Origin of the sequence: Pseudomonas sp. C2B4, assembly GCF_013359695.1 — a bacterium.
Classification (GTDB): domain Bacteria; phylum Pseudomonadota; class Gammaproteobacteria; order Pseudomonadales; family Pseudomonadaceae; genus Aquipseudomonas.
Genome location: NZ_JABFMU010000001.1, coordinates 239,594 through 254,166 on the forward strand (window position 1 = coordinate 239,594; position 14,573 = coordinate 254,166).

A 14,573-nucleotide genomic window follows, 5' to 3' on the forward strand; every position below is an offset into this window, starting at 1 on the left:
GCTCCCACATTGAAAAATCATTACCCACAAAAAAGCCGACATCGCTGTCGGCTTTTTTGCATCTGACGCTTAGATGGTCAGCGTCCAGTCGTAGTCCACGATCAGCGGCGCGTGCTGCGAGAACCGTGGCTGACGTGGCAGGCGTGCGCTACGCACGAAGCGGCGCAGGCCCGGGGTCAGCAGCTGATAGTCGAAGCGCCAGCCGAGGTTGAGCATCTCGGCCTGTTCGTTATCCGGCCACCAGCTGTACTGGTCGCCTTCGCGGCTGACTTCGCGCAGGGCATCGACATAACCCATGTTGCCGACAATCTCGTCCATCCAGGCGCGCTCAGGCGCCAGGAAGCCCGGGGATTGCTGGCTATCGCGCCAGTTCTTGATGTCCAGCTTCTGTTGCGCCACGTACAGCGAGCCACAATAAATGTACTCGCGGCGTTTGCGCCGTTGCTTGTCCAGGTACTTGGCGAAGTCGTCCATGAGCTTGAACTTCTGATTCAAGTCCTCATCGCCGTTCATACCCGAAGGCAGCAGCAACGTTGCAATACTGACTTTGTCGAAATCGGCTTGCAGGTAGCGCCCGTAGCGGTCGGCCGTCTCGAAACCGAGACCGCTGATGACAGCCTTCGGTTGCAACCGCGAATACAAAGCCACGCCACCTTGGGCGGGGACTTCGGCATCGCAGGCATAAAGGAAGTATCCATCCAGTTGGAAGGCTGGATCGTCCAGTTCAAAGGCGGAGGCACGGGTGTCCTGCAGGCAGATGACGTCGGCATTCTGTGCTTGCAGCCAACTGAGCAAACCTCGCTCGACTGCAGCCTGAATACCATTGACGTTCACACTGATGATCCGCATAAATGGCCCCAAAAATCGCGTGCGTGTATGATACACGGCGTCAAGCTAATTAGCTAAATCCGTGGTATTTGGGGTTTTTTTCATGCAAGCGTATCAGCGCGATTTCATTCGTTTTGCCATCGATCGCGGCGTTTTGCGCTTCGGTGAGTTCACCCTGAAGTCCGGGCGCACCAGTCCTTACTTCTTCAATGCGGGCCTGTTCAATTCGGGTTCGGCCCTGGCGCAGCTGGGTCGTTTCTACGCCGCAGCCATTGCCGAAAGCGGCATTCCCTTCGATGTTCTGTTCGGTCCGGCCTACAAGGGCATCCCTTTGGCGGCGACCACCGCCGTGGCGTTGGCCGAGCATCACAACCGTGACTTGCCGTGGTGTTTCAACCGCAAGGAAGCCAAGGCCCACGGCGAAGGCGGCAGCCTGGTTGGCGCACCGCTGACTGGCGATGTATTGATCATCGACGACGTGATCACTGCCGGTACCGCTATCCGTGAAGTGATGCAGATCATCGCTTCCCAGGACGGCGCCAAGGCGGCTGGCGTACTGATCGCCCTGAACCGTCAGGAGCGTGGCAACGGTGAGTTGTCGGCCATCCAGGAAGTGGAGCGCGATTTCGGCATTCCGGTGATCAGCATCGTTTCGCTGAACCAGGTGCTGGAGTTCCTGGCTGACGATCCGCAGCTCAAGCAGCACTTGCCGGCCGTGGAAGCGTATCGCGCCCAGTTCGGCGTTTAACGCGTACCGCCCCCCCTGTAGGAGCGAGCTTGCTCGCGAAAAACGTCAACGATAACGCCGGGTGCCTGACACTCCGCAGTGTTCTGGCGTCCATCGCGAGCAAGCTCGCTCCTACAGAGGCCGAGGTGAAAAAAAAGACCCCGCTCAGCCAGGCTGAGCGGGGTCTTTTTGTATCCGCTATCGCTTAGTGGCGCTTGCGATTGCTGATCAAGGTGCCCACGCCGGTGTCGGTGAAGATTTCCAGCAGGATCGCATTCGGTACGCGGCCGTCGATGATCAGCGAGCTGCCCACGCCACCCTGGACCGCTTCCAGCGCACAACGGATCTTCGGCAGCATGCCGCCGTAGATGGTGCCGTCGGCGATCAGGTCGTCGACCTGTTGGGTGGTCAAGCCGGTGAGGACCGTGCCTGATTTGTCCATCAGGCCGGCGATGTTGGTCAACAGCATCAACTTCTCGGCTTTCAGCGCCTCGGCCACTTTACCGGCCACCAGGTCAGCGTTGATGTTGTACGACTCGCCGTTGGCGCCGACGCCGATTGGCGCGATGACCGGGATGAAATCGCCTTTGACCAGCAGGTTCAGCAGGTCGGTGTTGATTCCGACCACTTCGCCGACGTGGCCGATGTCGATGATTTCCGGCTGGGTCATCTCCGGGGTCTGACGGGTGACGGTGAGTTTCTTCGCGCGAATCAGCTCGGCGTCTTTACCGGTCAGGCCAATGGCGCTGCCGCCATGACGGTTGATCAGGTTGACAATGTCCTTGTTGACCTGGCCGCCGAGGACCATCTCCACCACGTCCATGGTCGCGGCGTCGGTGACGCGCATGCCATCGACAAAGTGGCTCTCGATCGACAGGCGCTTGAGCAAATCACCGATTTGCGGGCCGCCGCCGTGAACCACCACCGGGTTGATGCCGACGGCTTTCATCAGCACGATGTCGCGGGCGAAGCCGGTTTTCAGCTCCTCGCTTTCCATCGCGTTGCCGCCGTATTTGATCACCAGTGTCTTGCCGACATAGCGGCGAATGTAAGGCAGCGCTTCGGACAGGACCTTGGCAGTGTTGGCGGCGGCTTCGCGTTCGAGGGTCATTCAGGGCTCCGGGTGAATCAGAACGGTAGTTGGAGATCAGGTGCAACACGCTTCAACTGGACATGGAAGACGTCCTTGATGCGCTGCAATTCAGCCTCGTCATCGGCCTCGAAGCGCAGTACCAGCACCGGTGTGGTGTTGGAGGCGCGAACCAGGCCCCAGCCTTTGGCATAGTCGACTCGCACGCCGTCAATGGTGGTCAGGTCAGCGCCTTCGCCCCACTGCGCGTCATGCAATGCATCAATGATGCTGAATTTGCTCTCTTCGGTCACATGGATATTGATTTCCGGCGTAGAAATATCGTTCGGGAAGGTGGCGAACAGCTCTTCCGCGGTGGATTTTTCCTTGCTGAGGATTTCCAGCAGCCGTGCGGCGCTGTAAATGCCGTCGTCGAAACCGAACCAGCGTTCCTTGAAGAAGATGTGCCCGCTCATTTCGCCGGCCAACAGGGCGCCGGATTGTTTCATTTTCTTTTTGATCAACGAATGACCGGTCTTCCACATGAGCGGACGACCGCCGTATTCCTTGATCAACGGGATCAGGCGGCGGGTGCATTTGACGTCGAAGATGATTTCCGCGTCGGGGTTGCGTGCTACCACATCCTTGGCGAACAGCATCAGCAGGCGGTCCGGGAACACGACGCTGCCGGTGTTGGTGACCACGCCCACGCGGTCGCCATCGCCGTCGAAGGCCAGGCCGATGTCGGCGTTGGTTTCCTTGACCTTGGCGATCAGGTCTACCAGGTTTTCCAGTTTGCCCGGGTCCGGGTGGTGGTTCGGGAAGTTACCGTCGACCTCGCAGAACAGCGGGATGACTTCGCAGTTCAATGCTTCGATCAGCTGCGGGGCAATCACACCAGCCGCGCCATTGCCGCAATCGACGACGACCTTCAGGCGGCGGGCCAGCTTGATGTCCTGGACGATTTCGGTGGTGTAGCGGTCGAGGATCTCGACCTTGGTGATGCTGCCCTGGCCGCTGCTCAGGTTGTTGCTCTTGAGGCGGTCATGCAGGGCCTGGATCTGCTCGTTGGCGAGGGTGTCGCCAGCGATGACGATCTTGAAGCCGTTGTAGTTCGACGGGTTGTGGCTGCCGGTCAGCATCACGCCGGATTTACCGGCCAGTACGTTGGCGGCGTAGTACAGCGCAGGGGTTGGCACCAGGCCGACATCGCTGACGTGGCAGCCGCTGTCGGCCAGGCCCTGGATCAGTTGTTCAACCAGTTCCGGGCCGGAAAGGCGACCGTCACGGCCGACGGAAACATTGGGTTCATTCTGGGCCAAGCTTTGGGCACCGATGGCGCGACCGAGCCAATAAGCCGTTTCGGCGTTCAGAAATTCCGGGACGGTGCCGCGAATATCGTAGGCGCGGAAGATGCTGTCGGGGAACTTGGGGGCGACGCGGACGGGGGTGCTCATCTGTGGAAATGCTCCATCTTGAAAGTGGCTGGACCTGCCGTCGAATCATTCGCCGGCAGGCTCAAACTGAAGGTATGACGGCGTTTTTCACAGAGAGTTCGTGGTGCGAAAAGGCCATGCCACCAGCACGGTGCGGAAATCAGCACAAATTTTGTGTTGAAGGAGCCTGTCGGATCAATGGCTGCCAGAGTGACCGAAGCCGCCGGTACCGCGCTGGGTCTCGACGAACTCTTCGACCATCTCGAAATGTGCCTGGACCACCGGCACCAACACCAACTGCGCCAGGCGCTCGCCAACGACCATGGTGAAGTCGGTCTGGCCACGGTTCCAGCACGAGACCATCAACGGGCCCTGGTAGTCGGAGTCGATCAAGCCGACCAGGTTACCCAGTACGATGCCGTGCTTATGGCCCAGGCCAGAGCGAGGCAGGATCAGCGCTGCGAGATTCGGGTCACCGATATAGACCGACAGGCCGGTGGGGATCAGCACGGTCTCGCCCGGTTTGATCACGATGTCTTTTTCCAGCATGGCGCGCAGGTCGAGGCCAGCGGAGCCTGGGGTGGCGTATTGAGGCAGCGGGAATTCGGTACCGATGCGAGGGTCGAGGATCTTGGCTTGCAAAGCGTGCATGTAAATTAAACCTGGTTCAGTCGTTCAGCGATAAAGGTGATCAGCTGGCGAGCAATTTTGCTCTTGCTGGTCTGGGCGAAAAGTGTGGCGTGAAGGTCGCGATCGATCACGCTGCAGGCGTTCTCTTCACTGTTGAAGCCAATGCTCGGGTTGGCGACGTCGTTGGCGACGATCAAATCGAGATTCTTGTCTTTCAACTTGCGGGCAGCGTAGTCGAGCAGGTGCTCGGTTTCAGCGGCGAAGCCGACGCTGAACGGACGGTCGGGGCGGGTGGCGATGCTGGCCAGAATGTCCGGGTTGCGCACCATCTGTAGCAACAAGCCGTCGCCGTTCGTAGGGTCTTTCTTGAGTTTCTGTGGTGCGACGACTTCCGGGCGGTAATCCGCGACCGCTGCGGAGGCGATGAACAGGTCGCAAGGGATCGCGGCTTCGCAGGCGGCGAGCATGTCACGGGCGCTGACTACGTCGATCCGTGTCACGCGATCCGGGGTTGGCAGGTGCACCGGGCCAGTGATCAGGGTCACGCGGGCACCGGCTTCCACTGCGGCTTCAGCCAGGGCGAAGCCCATTTTTCCGGAGCTGTGGTTGGTGATGTAGCGCACCGGGTCGATGTTTTCCTGGGTCGGGCCGGCGGTGATCAACACATGTTTGCCGGTCAGCGCCTGACGCTTGAAGCAATCCGCGGCGAGCTGGGCCAGGTCGGTGGCTTCGAGCATGCGGCCCAGGCCGACATCGCCACAGGCCTGGCTGCCGGAAGCGGGGCCGAAGACTTTCAGGTCGCGGCTTTCAAGGGTTTGCAGGTTGGCTTGGGTCGCAGGGTCGCGCCACATGGCCTGGTTCATTGCCGGGGCGACCGCGACCACCGCGTCGGTGGCCAGCACCAGCGTGGTCAGCAAATCGTCGGCGATGCCTTGGGCCAAGCGGGCGATCAGGTCCGCGGTGGCGGGTGCGATCAGCACCAGATCAGCCCATTTGGCCAGCTCGATATGGCCCATGGCCGCTTCGGCGGCCGGGTCCAGCAGGTCCAGGTGCACGGGGTGTCCGGACAGGGCCTGCATGGTCAGTGGCGTGATGAATTCGCTGCCGCCGCGAGTCATGACCACGCGCACTTCGGCGCCCTGGTCCATCAATCGGCGAACCAGATCGGCGCTCTTGTAGGCAGCAATGCCGCCGCCGACGCCCAGAACAATGCGTTTCCGATACAGCCGCTGCATAGGCCTGCCTTTCAATTCGTTGGTGACAAACGTAGCGAAACCCCCTCCCCAGGGTGAATTCGCCCGCAAAAAAGATGGGCTACGATATCACAGCGTCCGCTAGGGAACAGCGGCGCCCACAGACAGGGAGGTGCTATGAGTATTCGCGATTGGCCGGCGGCGGAGCGGCCGCGGGAAAAGCTTCTTGAGCAAGGCCCGGCAAGCCTCTCGGATGCCGAATTGCTGGCAATTTTCTTACGAACCGGCGTGTCCGGCAAAAGCGCGGTAGACCTGGCGCGGCATCTGCTGAGTCGATTTGGCAGTCTGCGCAATCTGCTGGAGGCGGATTTGCGGACCTTCAGTGGTGAGCTCGGGCTCGGCCCCGCAAAGTTTGCACAGCTACAGGCTGTGCTGGAAATGGGGCGACGCCATCTGGCTGAGCGCCTGCGACACAAGTCGGTGCTGGAGAACCCCGTGGCTGTGCGCGACTACTTGAAGTCGATGCTGCGTCACGAACCACATGAGGTGTTCGGTTGCCTGTTTCTGGATTCGAAGCACCGGGCATTGGCCTTTGAATCGCTGTTTCGCGGGTCTATCGACAGCACCAGCGTCTACCCCAGGCAAGTGGTCAAGCGTGCTCTGGCCCATAACGCCGCCGCGTTAATCTTGTGTCACAACCACCCGTCGGGCAATTCCACCCCCAGTCAGGCTGATCGAAAATTGACCAAGCGACTGAAAGAGGCCCTGGACCTGATCGATGTGCGGGTGCTTGATCATTTCATCATCGGTGACGGTGATCCGCTGTCGATGGCGGAGTATGGATGGATGTGAGGTGGGACGCTAAGCAGGTCTCTGTGGGAGCGCGCCTGCTCGCGAAGGCGTCGTGTCAGTCAATATCAAGTTCACTGACAGACAGCTTTCGCGAGCAGGCTCGCTCCCACAGGTTTTGTGGCGAAGCTATTACTTGATATTCACTTTCGAGTAATCCTGCCGCCCGAACGGGCTGACCGAATAACCCTCGACATCCTTGCGTGTCAGGGCGAAGGCGGTCGGATGAGCCAGCGGCAGCCACAGTGCCTGCTGCTGGATCTGCGTCTGGGCCTGTTCGTAGAGTTTGGTGCGCACACCTTGCTCGCCCGTGGTCTTGCCGGCGCTGATCAGCTTGTCCAGATCCTGGTTGCAGTAGCGGGCGAAATTGGTACCGGACTTGACCGCGGCGCAGGAAAACTGCGGCGTGAGGAAGTTGTCCGGGTCACCGTTGTCACCGGCCCAGCCCATGAACAGCAGGTCATGTTCACCCGCTTTGGCGCGACGAATCAGTTCGCCCCATTCGATCACCCGAATTTCAGCCTGGATGCCGATTTCAGCGAGGTCGGATTGCAGCAACTGGGCGCCAAGGCTTGGGTTCGGGTTCAGCAGGCTGCCCGAGGGGCGAGTCCAGATGGTGGTCTGGAACCCGTCCTTGAGCCCGGCCTTGGCCATCAGCGCCTTGGCTTTCTCCACGTCATGGGAATAGCCCGGCAGATTTTTGGCGTAACTCCAGGTATTGGGCGGGTAGGGGCCATTGGCGGGCTCGGCGGTGTCTTCGAACACGGCTTTGACGTAATTGGCCTTGTCGAAAGCGAGGTTGATCGCCTGACGCACTTCGGGCTTGTCCAGCGGCGGATGCTGGCTGTTGATGCCGACGAATGCGGTCATGAACGCGTCAGTCTTTTCCACTTTCAGGGTGGGCTCTTTCAGCGCTGCCTGCACGTCCAAAGGTTTTGGCGACAGGGCGATCTGGCATTCGTTACGACGCAGCTTCTGCAAGCGCACGTTGGCATCCGGGGTGATGGCGAAGATCAACGGATCCACCGAGGGTTTGCCGCCGAAGTAGTCCGGGTTGGCTTTGTAGCGAACCGAGGCGTCCTTCTGGAAACGCGTGAAAACAAACGGGCCAGTGCCGATTGGCTGGCTGTTGAGTTTGTCCGTCGCACCGGCTTTCAACAGTTTGTCGGCGTACTCGGCCGAATAGATCGAGGCAAAGCCCATGCTCAGGGTGGCCAGGAAGGTCGAGTCTGCGTGATCAAGGGTGAAGCGGACGGTCAACGGGTCAAGAGCGTCGATCTTCTTGATGAGCGCCGGCAATTGCATCGATTGTGCATGCGGGAAGCCGCTCTGGGCCACCTGGTGCCACGGATTGGCCGGGTCGAGCATGCGGTCGAAGCTGAATTTCACATCCTCGGCGGTCAATTCGCGCGTCGGGCTGAAGTACTCGGTGCGGTGGAATTTCACCTGAGGGTGCAACTTGAAGACATAAATCAGGCCATCGGGGCTGACCTCCCAGCTGTCGGCGAGGCTGGCGACCACTTTACCGCTGGCTGTGTCGAAGTCCACCAGACGGTTCATCAGCACATCGGCCGAGGCGTTGGTGGTGGTCAGCGAATTGTATTGCACCACGTCGAACCCTTCGGGACTGGCCTCGGTGCAGACACTCAGGGCGGCCGCCTGGGCCAGGGGGCTCAGCAAAAGAGGGGCGAGCAACAGCGGTAGGGCAGCGAGGCGCATGGTCGGATTCCTTTACAGATCGAAGGCCCATCTGCAAGTGCAGTCTGGAAAAGGCTTACCCTAGTGGGCTCCTTGGCAAATGACTATCCCCTTTTGCATTTTGAGGGGACTATAGGCGCCTGATTTTGCTGTGCCCGGGCGAAAAAACGTCGGGGGAGTGGCGTCGAGCAAATTCTCACGACGAGCGGTCGCAATCGCCCACAGCCTTTATCCAAAGCGCTTGAAGGGCGAAAAACCGGGTTTTTCTCCATTCAAGGCACAGCGAATGTTGTTGCTCTCCAGTCTTTCTGGTATAAAGCAGCGCTCTTTTCTAGGGGCCCGGTTCCTTCACTGTAGGTGTAGCCGGTAAGACCTCTAAAGAATCGCGGCGCCTGGCGCCACAATGACTAGAGATTAAGCGGCCAACCCATGCCGGGTTGGGCATGTGGTTTTAGAGGGCTGAGGCATGTCTAGAGTATGTCAAGTTACCGGTAAGGGTCCGGTGACTGGGAATAACATTTCCCACGCAAACAACAAAACCCGTCGTCGTTTCCTGCCGAACCTGCAGCATCACCGCTTCTGGGTTGAAGAAGAGAAACGTTTTGTGCGTCTGCGCGTATCTGCCAAAGGCATGCGCATCATCGACAAGCGTGGCATCAGTGTCGTGCTGGCCGAACTTCGTCGCGATGGCAAGGTTTAAGGGAGCTAATCATGCGTGAATTGATTCGTTTGATTTCGAGCGCCGGTACTGGTCACTTCTACACTACCGACAAGAACAAGCGCACTACTCCGGACAAAATCGAGATCAAGAAATATGATCCGGTTGTTCGCAAGCACGTGATCTACAAGGAAGGCAAAATCAAGTAATTGATTTTTCCCGACTTACGAAAAAGGCCCGTATCGCGAGATACGGGCCTTTTTTGTTGTCTGATGGTTATGTATTGCCTGTCAGGTCCCCTTCGCGAGCAGGCTCGCTCCCACAATGTCCGTGTTCACACTGATCCACTGTGGGAGTGGGCTTGCCCGCGATGAGGTCGTCCGATTCAGCGCAAACTTCAGGCCTTCTGCTCAAACGCCACATAGATCTTGCGGCAAGGCTCCAGCACTTCCCAGGTGCCACGAAAGCCCGCCGGGATCACGAAGCGATCACCCACCCGCAGCGTCTTGGCATTGCCATCGAGGTCGCGCAGCACGGAAACACCCTGCACGATTTCGCAGTATTCGTGCTCCGTGAAGTTCACCGTCCATTGGCCGACAGCCCCTTCCCACACGCCGGCGTTCAACTGCCCGCAAGGGCTGTTGTAGTGGTTGAATACTGCTTGCTCAGGGTCGCCTTTCAGCACTTTGGCCGGGTCTGGGCGATAGCGTTCGGCAGCAGTGGTAGCCTGGCTGAAGTCGACGATGTTCTGGATGCTCATTGTTGTATTCCCCCGTCATTGCGGTGCGAGTGGTTGATATTCCAAAGTCTATGTTTATTAAAATGAACATCGCAAGGCCGTTTGCCGGCGTTATGTCAAATATATTGAAACTTCCCCTGCCGCTGGTTTAGGGTGGCGGTTGCCCTGGGCCGAATTTCAGGCTGGCCGGGCAGAATTCCTGACAGCGTCCGCGAAATGCGCGGGCGTCGTATTCAATAAGAGGAGGACACTCGAATGACCACCCTGACTCGTGCCGACTGGGAACAAAAGGCTCGCGACCTGAAGATTGAAGGCCGCGCTTACCTCAATGGCGAGTACACCGATGCCGTCTCCGGCGAGACTTTCGAGTGCATCAGCCCGGTCGATGGTCGTCTGCTGGGCAAGATTGCCAGCTGTGACGCCGCCGACGCCCAGCGCGCCGTGGAAAACGCTCGCGCCACCTTCAATTCCGGCGTGTGGTCGCGTCTGGCACCGACCAAACGCAAATCCGCCATGATCCGCTTCGCCGGCCTGCTGAAACAGCACGCCCAAGAGCTGGCACTACTTGAAACCCTGGACATGGGCAAGCCCATCACCGACTCCCTGGACATCGACGTTCCCGGCGCGGCGCAAGCCCTGAGCTGGAGCGGCGAGGCCATCGACAAGATCTACGACGAAGTCGCCGCCACCCCGCACGATCAGCTGGGTCTGGTGACTCGCGAGCCGGTCGGTGTGGTCGCTGCCATCGTGCCGTGGAACTTCCCGTTGATGATGGCCTGCTGGAAACTCGGTCCTGCGCTGTCCACCGGTAACTCGGTGATCCTCAAGCCGTCGGAAAAATCTCCACTGACCGCCATCCGTATCGCCGCACTGGCCGTCGAAGCCGGCATTCCGAAAGGCGTGCTGAACGTGCTGCCAGGTTATGGCCACACTGTCGGCAAGGCCCTGGCCCTGCATAACGACGTCGACACCCTGGTGTTTACGGGTTCGACCAAGATCGCCAAGCAACTGCTGATTTACTCCGGCGAGTCGAACATGAAGCGCGTTTGGCTCGAAGCGGGCGGCAAGAGCCCGAACATCGTGTTTGCCGATGCACCGGACCTGCAGGCTGCTGCTGAAGCCGCTGCCGGCGCCATCGCGTTCAACCAGGGCGAAGTCTGCACCGCTGGCTCGCGCTTGCTGGTGGAGCGCTCCATCAAGGATAAATTCCTGCCGCTGGTGATCGAGGCGCTGAAGGCCTGGAAGCCGGGCAACCCGCTGGATCCGGCGACCAACGTCGGCGCGCTGGTGGATACCCAGCAGATGAACACCGTGCTGTCTTATATCGAATCCGGTCACAACGACGGCGCCAAACTGGTGGCCGGTGGCAAGCGTACGCTTCAGGAAACCGGTGGCACCTACGTTGAGCCGACGATTTTCGACGGTGTGAGCAATGCGATGAAAATCGCCCAGGAGGAAATCTTCGGGCCGGTGTTGTCGGTCATCACCTTCGACACTGCCGAAGAGGCCGTCGCCATTGCCAACGACACGCCGTATGGCCTGGCGGCAGCGGTGTGGACGACTGATATCTCCAAGGCTCACCTGACGGCCAAGGCTCTGCGTGCCGGTAGCGTCTGGGTCAACCAGTACGACGGCGGCGACATGACGGCACCGTTCGGGGGCTTCAAGCAGTCCGGCAACGGTCGCGACAAGTCGCTGCACGCGTTCGACAAGTACACCGAGCTGAAGGCGACCTGGATCAAGTTGTAAGCCGTTAACGGGAGCCTGCTGTAAAGGCAGGCATCCCGAACGACGCAGATCCCCTGTGGGAGCGAGCCTTTGTGGTGAGGGGATTTATCCCCGTTCGGCTGCGAAGCAGTCGCAAAACCAGCGTGCGCGGTGTATCTGATACTCCGTAATTGCAGGTTTTGGGGCCGCTACGCGACCCAGCGGGGATAAATCCCCTCGCCACAAAGGCTCGCTCCCACAGTGTTTTGTGTTGTACATAAAAATATCCACAGGAGCGTGGAACATGCGTTGGGCGACGTATTTCGCCGTGTTGGCGTCTGTCTTGAGTGTCGGGCTGGCCTTGGGTGTCAGCATGCCGCTGGTGTCGTTTCGCCTGGAAAGCTGGGGCTACGGCTCGTTTGCCATCGGTGTAATGGCGGCAATGCCGGCCATTGGCGTTCTGCTGGGTGCAAAGATCTCCAGTCATCTGGCGGCGCGCCTCGGCACCGCCAATCTAATGCGCCTGTGCCTGTGGGGCGGGGCTGTGTCCATTGGTTTGCTGGCGCTGATGCCGAGCTACCCGATCTGGCTGGTGCTGCGCTTGATGATCGGCGTGGTGCTGACCCTGGTGTTCATCCTGGGCGAAAGCTGGATCAACCAACTGGTGGTCGAAGAGTGGCGCGGACGACTGGTGGCGCTGTACGGCAGCAGTTATGCGTTGAGCCAGTTGGCCGGGCCGATACTGCTGGGTGTGCTGGGTACCGAGCACGATTATGGCTTCTGGGTCGGCGTCGGATTGCTGGTGGCGGCGCCTTTGCTGTTGTTGGGCCGCAGTGGCGCACCCAGCAGCGAGGCCTGCAGCGTGACCTTCGGTGATTTGCTCACCTTCTGCCGCGGCTTGCCGGCGATTGCCTGGGCGGTGTCATTGTTCGCCGCATTCGAAGCGATGATCCTGACGTTGTTGCCGGTGTATTGCCTGCGCCAGGGCTTCACCACGGAAATTGCCCTGGCGATGGTCAGCACGGTGGTGGTGGGCGATGCCTTGCTGCAATTGCCGATTGGCGCGCTGGCGGACCGGATGTCGCGCCGTGCATTGTTCACCTGGTGCGCGATGGTCCTGCTGGTGTCGAGCCTGGCAATCCCGTTGCTGATCGATACGCTGCTGATCTGGCCACTGTGGGTGCTGTTTGGCGCCAGTGCCGGCGGGTTGTTTACCTTATCCCTGATTCTGATCGGCGAGCGTTATCGTGACGATGCGCTGGTTCGGGCCAATGCGCACATCGCGCAGCTATGGGGGATCGGTTGTCTGCTCGGGCCGTTGATTGCCGGTGCCGGCAGCCAGTGGATTAGCGGGCATGCGTTGCCGTTGCTGATGGCGGCGGGAGCATTTGGGTTGGTGATTCTGGTATCGCGCCAGGGCGCGTTTGGCGCGGTTGCCGAGCCGGCCTAAAGCATTCGTTCAAGGCCGACCGTATTGCTGAACCAGGCATTGAAGCGCCGCCACCAGCTGCCCGGCTCCTTGGTCAGGGTGTGCATTTTTCCGTCATCTTCGGTCACCCACACCACCCGGCCATTCTCCAGCCGCGCCTGATAACTCAGGGGCGGCGCCATGCCCTCCAGCGCCAGTTCACGAACGCGGGCCGCGAGTTCCGGGCTGTCCACCAGCACCCCGACTTCGGTGTTCCAGAGTGCCGAGCGCGGGTCGAAGTTGAATGAGCCGATGAAGGCTTTCTGCTGGTCGAAGATGATCGCCTTGCTGTGCAGGCTGGAATCGGATTCGCCATAGGATCGTCGGGAAAACAGGCGAGGTCCGCTGCCGCTTTCATCGCCGGGCTGGCGGCGCAATTCGTAGAGTTGCACGCCATGCTCCAGCAGCGCCTTGCGATAGGGCGCATAGCCGCCATGCACCGCCGGTACGTCCGTGGCTTCCAGTGAGTTGGTCAGCAGCCGCACCGACACACCGGAATCAGCGCGGCCGGTCAGGTACACCAGCCCCGGTTGGCCCGGCACGAAGTAGGCCGAAACCATCACCAACTCTTTGCTGACTCCATTGAGCTCGGGCGCCAATTGGGTGGTCAGCAGCAATTGCGGGTCTGGCTCGCCGTCCGCCAGTACCTTGCTTGGCGCATCCCACAACGCCTGGTTCCAGGCCCAGATCAGCTCTTTGCGCCAGATGTCCAGGCGCGGGTCGGTAGCGAACTTCATCAATTGTTGAAACAGCGCGTGATTCTGTTTGCGCGATTCCGCCAGGGACTCTTCCAGGCGCGTCCGGGTGTTTTTCAGGTCCTGTGCGGTCGGTTTGCGCGACAGGAACTGCTCGACTGGCTTACTCAGCGCACTGTTCCAGTACTGGTCGAAACTGTGGCCCAACTGCTCGGCGACCGGGCCGACGCCGAGTATGTCGATATCAGTGAAATTCAGGTTCGGCTCGGCATCGAAATACTCGTCCCCCAGATTGCGCCCACCGACGATGGCCATGCTGTTGTCGGCCAGCCACAGTTTGTTGTGCATGCGCCGGTGCTGCTGCGACAGGTTGAACAGGCGGCCCATGGTGCGCGTCACGCCAGTGCTGCGCCCCAGATGCAGGGGGTTGAATACGCGAATCTGAATCTGTGGGTGTGCTGCCAGGGTGGCGATGGTGACGTCCTGGCCATCGCTGGTGGTGTCGTCGAGGAGAATACGCACCCTCACGCCGCGATCAGCAGCCTTGAGCAGTTCTTCCACCAGCATTCGCGTGCTGACGCCGTCATGGACGATGTAGTACTGCAGATCGAGGCTGCCTTGGGCATTGCGGATCAGTTCGGCGCGGGCGGTGAAGGCTTCGGTGCTGTCGGACAGCAGGCGAAACCCCGACTTTCCTTCATGGGGCGCCGCCTGGGCCTGGACAGAACGGCCAAAGGCCGAAGCGCTCGCCGGCAGCGCCTGGCTCGGTTCGCGCTGCACGTCGAAACTGGCGCAGCCGCCAAGGAACGAAGCAAGTAACACCAGAGCAAGCAGGGGCTGTCTGACTCTCACGTGGGACCGTTCCGATTGGCGGCA

Annotated in this window: 13 protein-coding genes and 1 pseudogene; 6 read left to right on the top strand and 8 right to left on the bottom strand. The window is 60.1% G+C overall.

The window, feature by feature from the left end:
• Positions 1-69: 69 nt before the first annotated feature.
• The gene (locus tag HNQ83_RS01140; protein WP_053163881.1) at positions 70-849 is read right to left on the bottom strand and encodes an exodeoxyribonuclease III; all 780 of its coding nucleotides are present in this window, start codon (positions 847-849) and stop codon (positions 70-72) included.
• Positions 850-931: 82 nt separating this feature from the next.
• Here HNQ83_RS01140 and pyrE point away from each other — a divergent pair, with 82 nt between their 5' ends.
• Positions 932-1,576 carry an orotate phosphoribosyltransferase gene (gene pyrE / locus HNQ83_RS01145; protein ID WP_011336558.1) on the top strand — a complete coding sequence of 215 codons (645 nt, stop codon included), beginning with the start codon at positions 932-934 and terminating at the stop codon, positions 1,574-1,576.
• A 184-nt stretch (positions 1,577-1,760) separates the two neighbouring features.
• On the opposite strand, the gene argB is transcribed toward pyrE, so the two are convergent.
• The 4 genes and pseudogenes from argB to coaBC all read right to left on the bottom strand — a co-directional run bounded on the left by argB (position 1,761) and on the right by coaBC (position 5,925).
• A complete protein-coding gene (gene argB, locus HNQ83_RS01150; protein WP_034147720.1) occupies positions 1,761-2,666 on the bottom strand; it encodes an acetylglutamate kinase in 906 nt (301 codons plus the stop codon).
• A 17-nt stretch (positions 2,667-2,683) separates the two neighbouring features.
• A pseudogene (locus HNQ83_RS01155) lies at positions 2,684-4,087 on the bottom strand (phosphomannomutase/phosphoglucomutase); the annotation flags it as partial.
• A 168-nt stretch (positions 4,088-4,255) separates the two neighbouring features.
• On the bottom strand, positions 4,256-4,711 hold the full coding sequence (dut, locus tag HNQ83_RS01160) for a dUTP diphosphatase (protein ID WP_137807175.1): 456 nt from the start codon (positions 4,709-4,711) through the stop codon (positions 4,256-4,258).
• A 5-nt stretch (positions 4,712-4,716) separates the two neighbouring features.
• Positions 4,717-5,925, bottom strand: coding sequence for a bifunctional phosphopantothenoylcysteine decarboxylase/phosphopantothenate--cysteine ligase CoaBC (gene coaBC, locus HNQ83_RS01165; protein WP_137807176.1), 1,209 nt, complete (start codon positions 5,923-5,925; stop codon positions 4,717-4,719).
• Positions 5,926-6,060: 135 nt separating this feature from the next.
• Here coaBC and radC point away from each other — a divergent pair, with 135 nt between their 5' ends.
• The gene (gene radC / locus HNQ83_RS01170; RefSeq protein WP_175387283.1) at positions 6,061-6,735 is read left to right on the top strand and encodes a DNA repair protein RadC; all 675 of its coding nucleotides are present in this window, start codon (positions 6,061-6,063) and stop codon (positions 6,733-6,735) included.
• A gap of 129 nt (positions 6,736-6,864) precedes the next feature.
• Here radC and HNQ83_RS01175 read toward each other — a convergent pair whose 3' ends face one another.
• Positions 6,865-8,451, bottom strand: a complete 1,587-nt coding sequence (locus tag HNQ83_RS01175) for an ABC transporter substrate-binding protein (RefSeq protein ID WP_175387284.1) — start codon at positions 8,449-8,451, stop codon at positions 6,865-6,867.
• Positions 8,452-8,896: 445 nt separating this feature from the next.
• Here HNQ83_RS01175 and rpmB point away from each other — a divergent pair, with 445 nt between their 5' ends.
• Entirely contained in the window at positions 8,897-9,130 is a 234-nt protein-coding gene (rpmB, locus tag HNQ83_RS01180; protein WP_003177273.1) for a 50S ribosomal protein L28, read from the top strand.
• Between the two features lie 11 nt (positions 9,131-9,141).
• Positions 9,142-9,297, top strand: coding sequence for a 50S ribosomal protein L33 (gene rpmG / locus HNQ83_RS01185; RefSeq protein ID WP_003177274.1), 156 nt, complete (start codon positions 9,142-9,144; stop codon positions 9,295-9,297).
• 188 nt (positions 9,298-9,485) lie between these two features.
• Here rpmG and HNQ83_RS01190 read toward each other — a convergent pair whose 3' ends face one another.
• Positions 9,486-9,848: a cupin domain-containing protein gene (locus HNQ83_RS01190; protein WP_137807179.1), complete on the bottom strand. Its 363-nt coding sequence runs from the start codon at positions 9,846-9,848 to the stop codon at positions 9,486-9,488.
• 234 nt (positions 9,849-10,082) lie between these two features.
• Between HNQ83_RS01190 and HNQ83_RS01195 the strand changes: the two genes are divergently transcribed.
• Positions 10,083-11,576: an aldehyde dehydrogenase gene (locus HNQ83_RS01195; RefSeq protein ID WP_175387285.1), complete on the top strand. Its 1,494-nt coding sequence runs from the start codon at positions 10,083-10,085 to the stop codon at positions 11,574-11,576.
• 262 nt (positions 11,577-11,838) lie between these two features.
• Positions 11,839-12,984: an MFS transporter gene (locus HNQ83_RS01200; protein WP_175387286.1), complete on the top strand. Its 1,146-nt coding sequence runs from the start codon at positions 11,839-11,841 to the stop codon at positions 12,982-12,984.
• Here the strand turns inward: HNQ83_RS01200 and HNQ83_RS01205 are convergent.
• Positions 12,981-14,549: a phospholipase D-like domain-containing protein gene (locus tag HNQ83_RS01205; RefSeq protein WP_175387287.1), complete on the bottom strand. Its 1,569-nt coding sequence runs from the start codon at positions 14,547-14,549 to the stop codon at positions 12,981-12,983. The genes HNQ83_RS01200 and HNQ83_RS01205 overlap by 4 nt on opposite strands.
• Positions 14,550-14,573 lie beyond the last annotated feature (24 nt).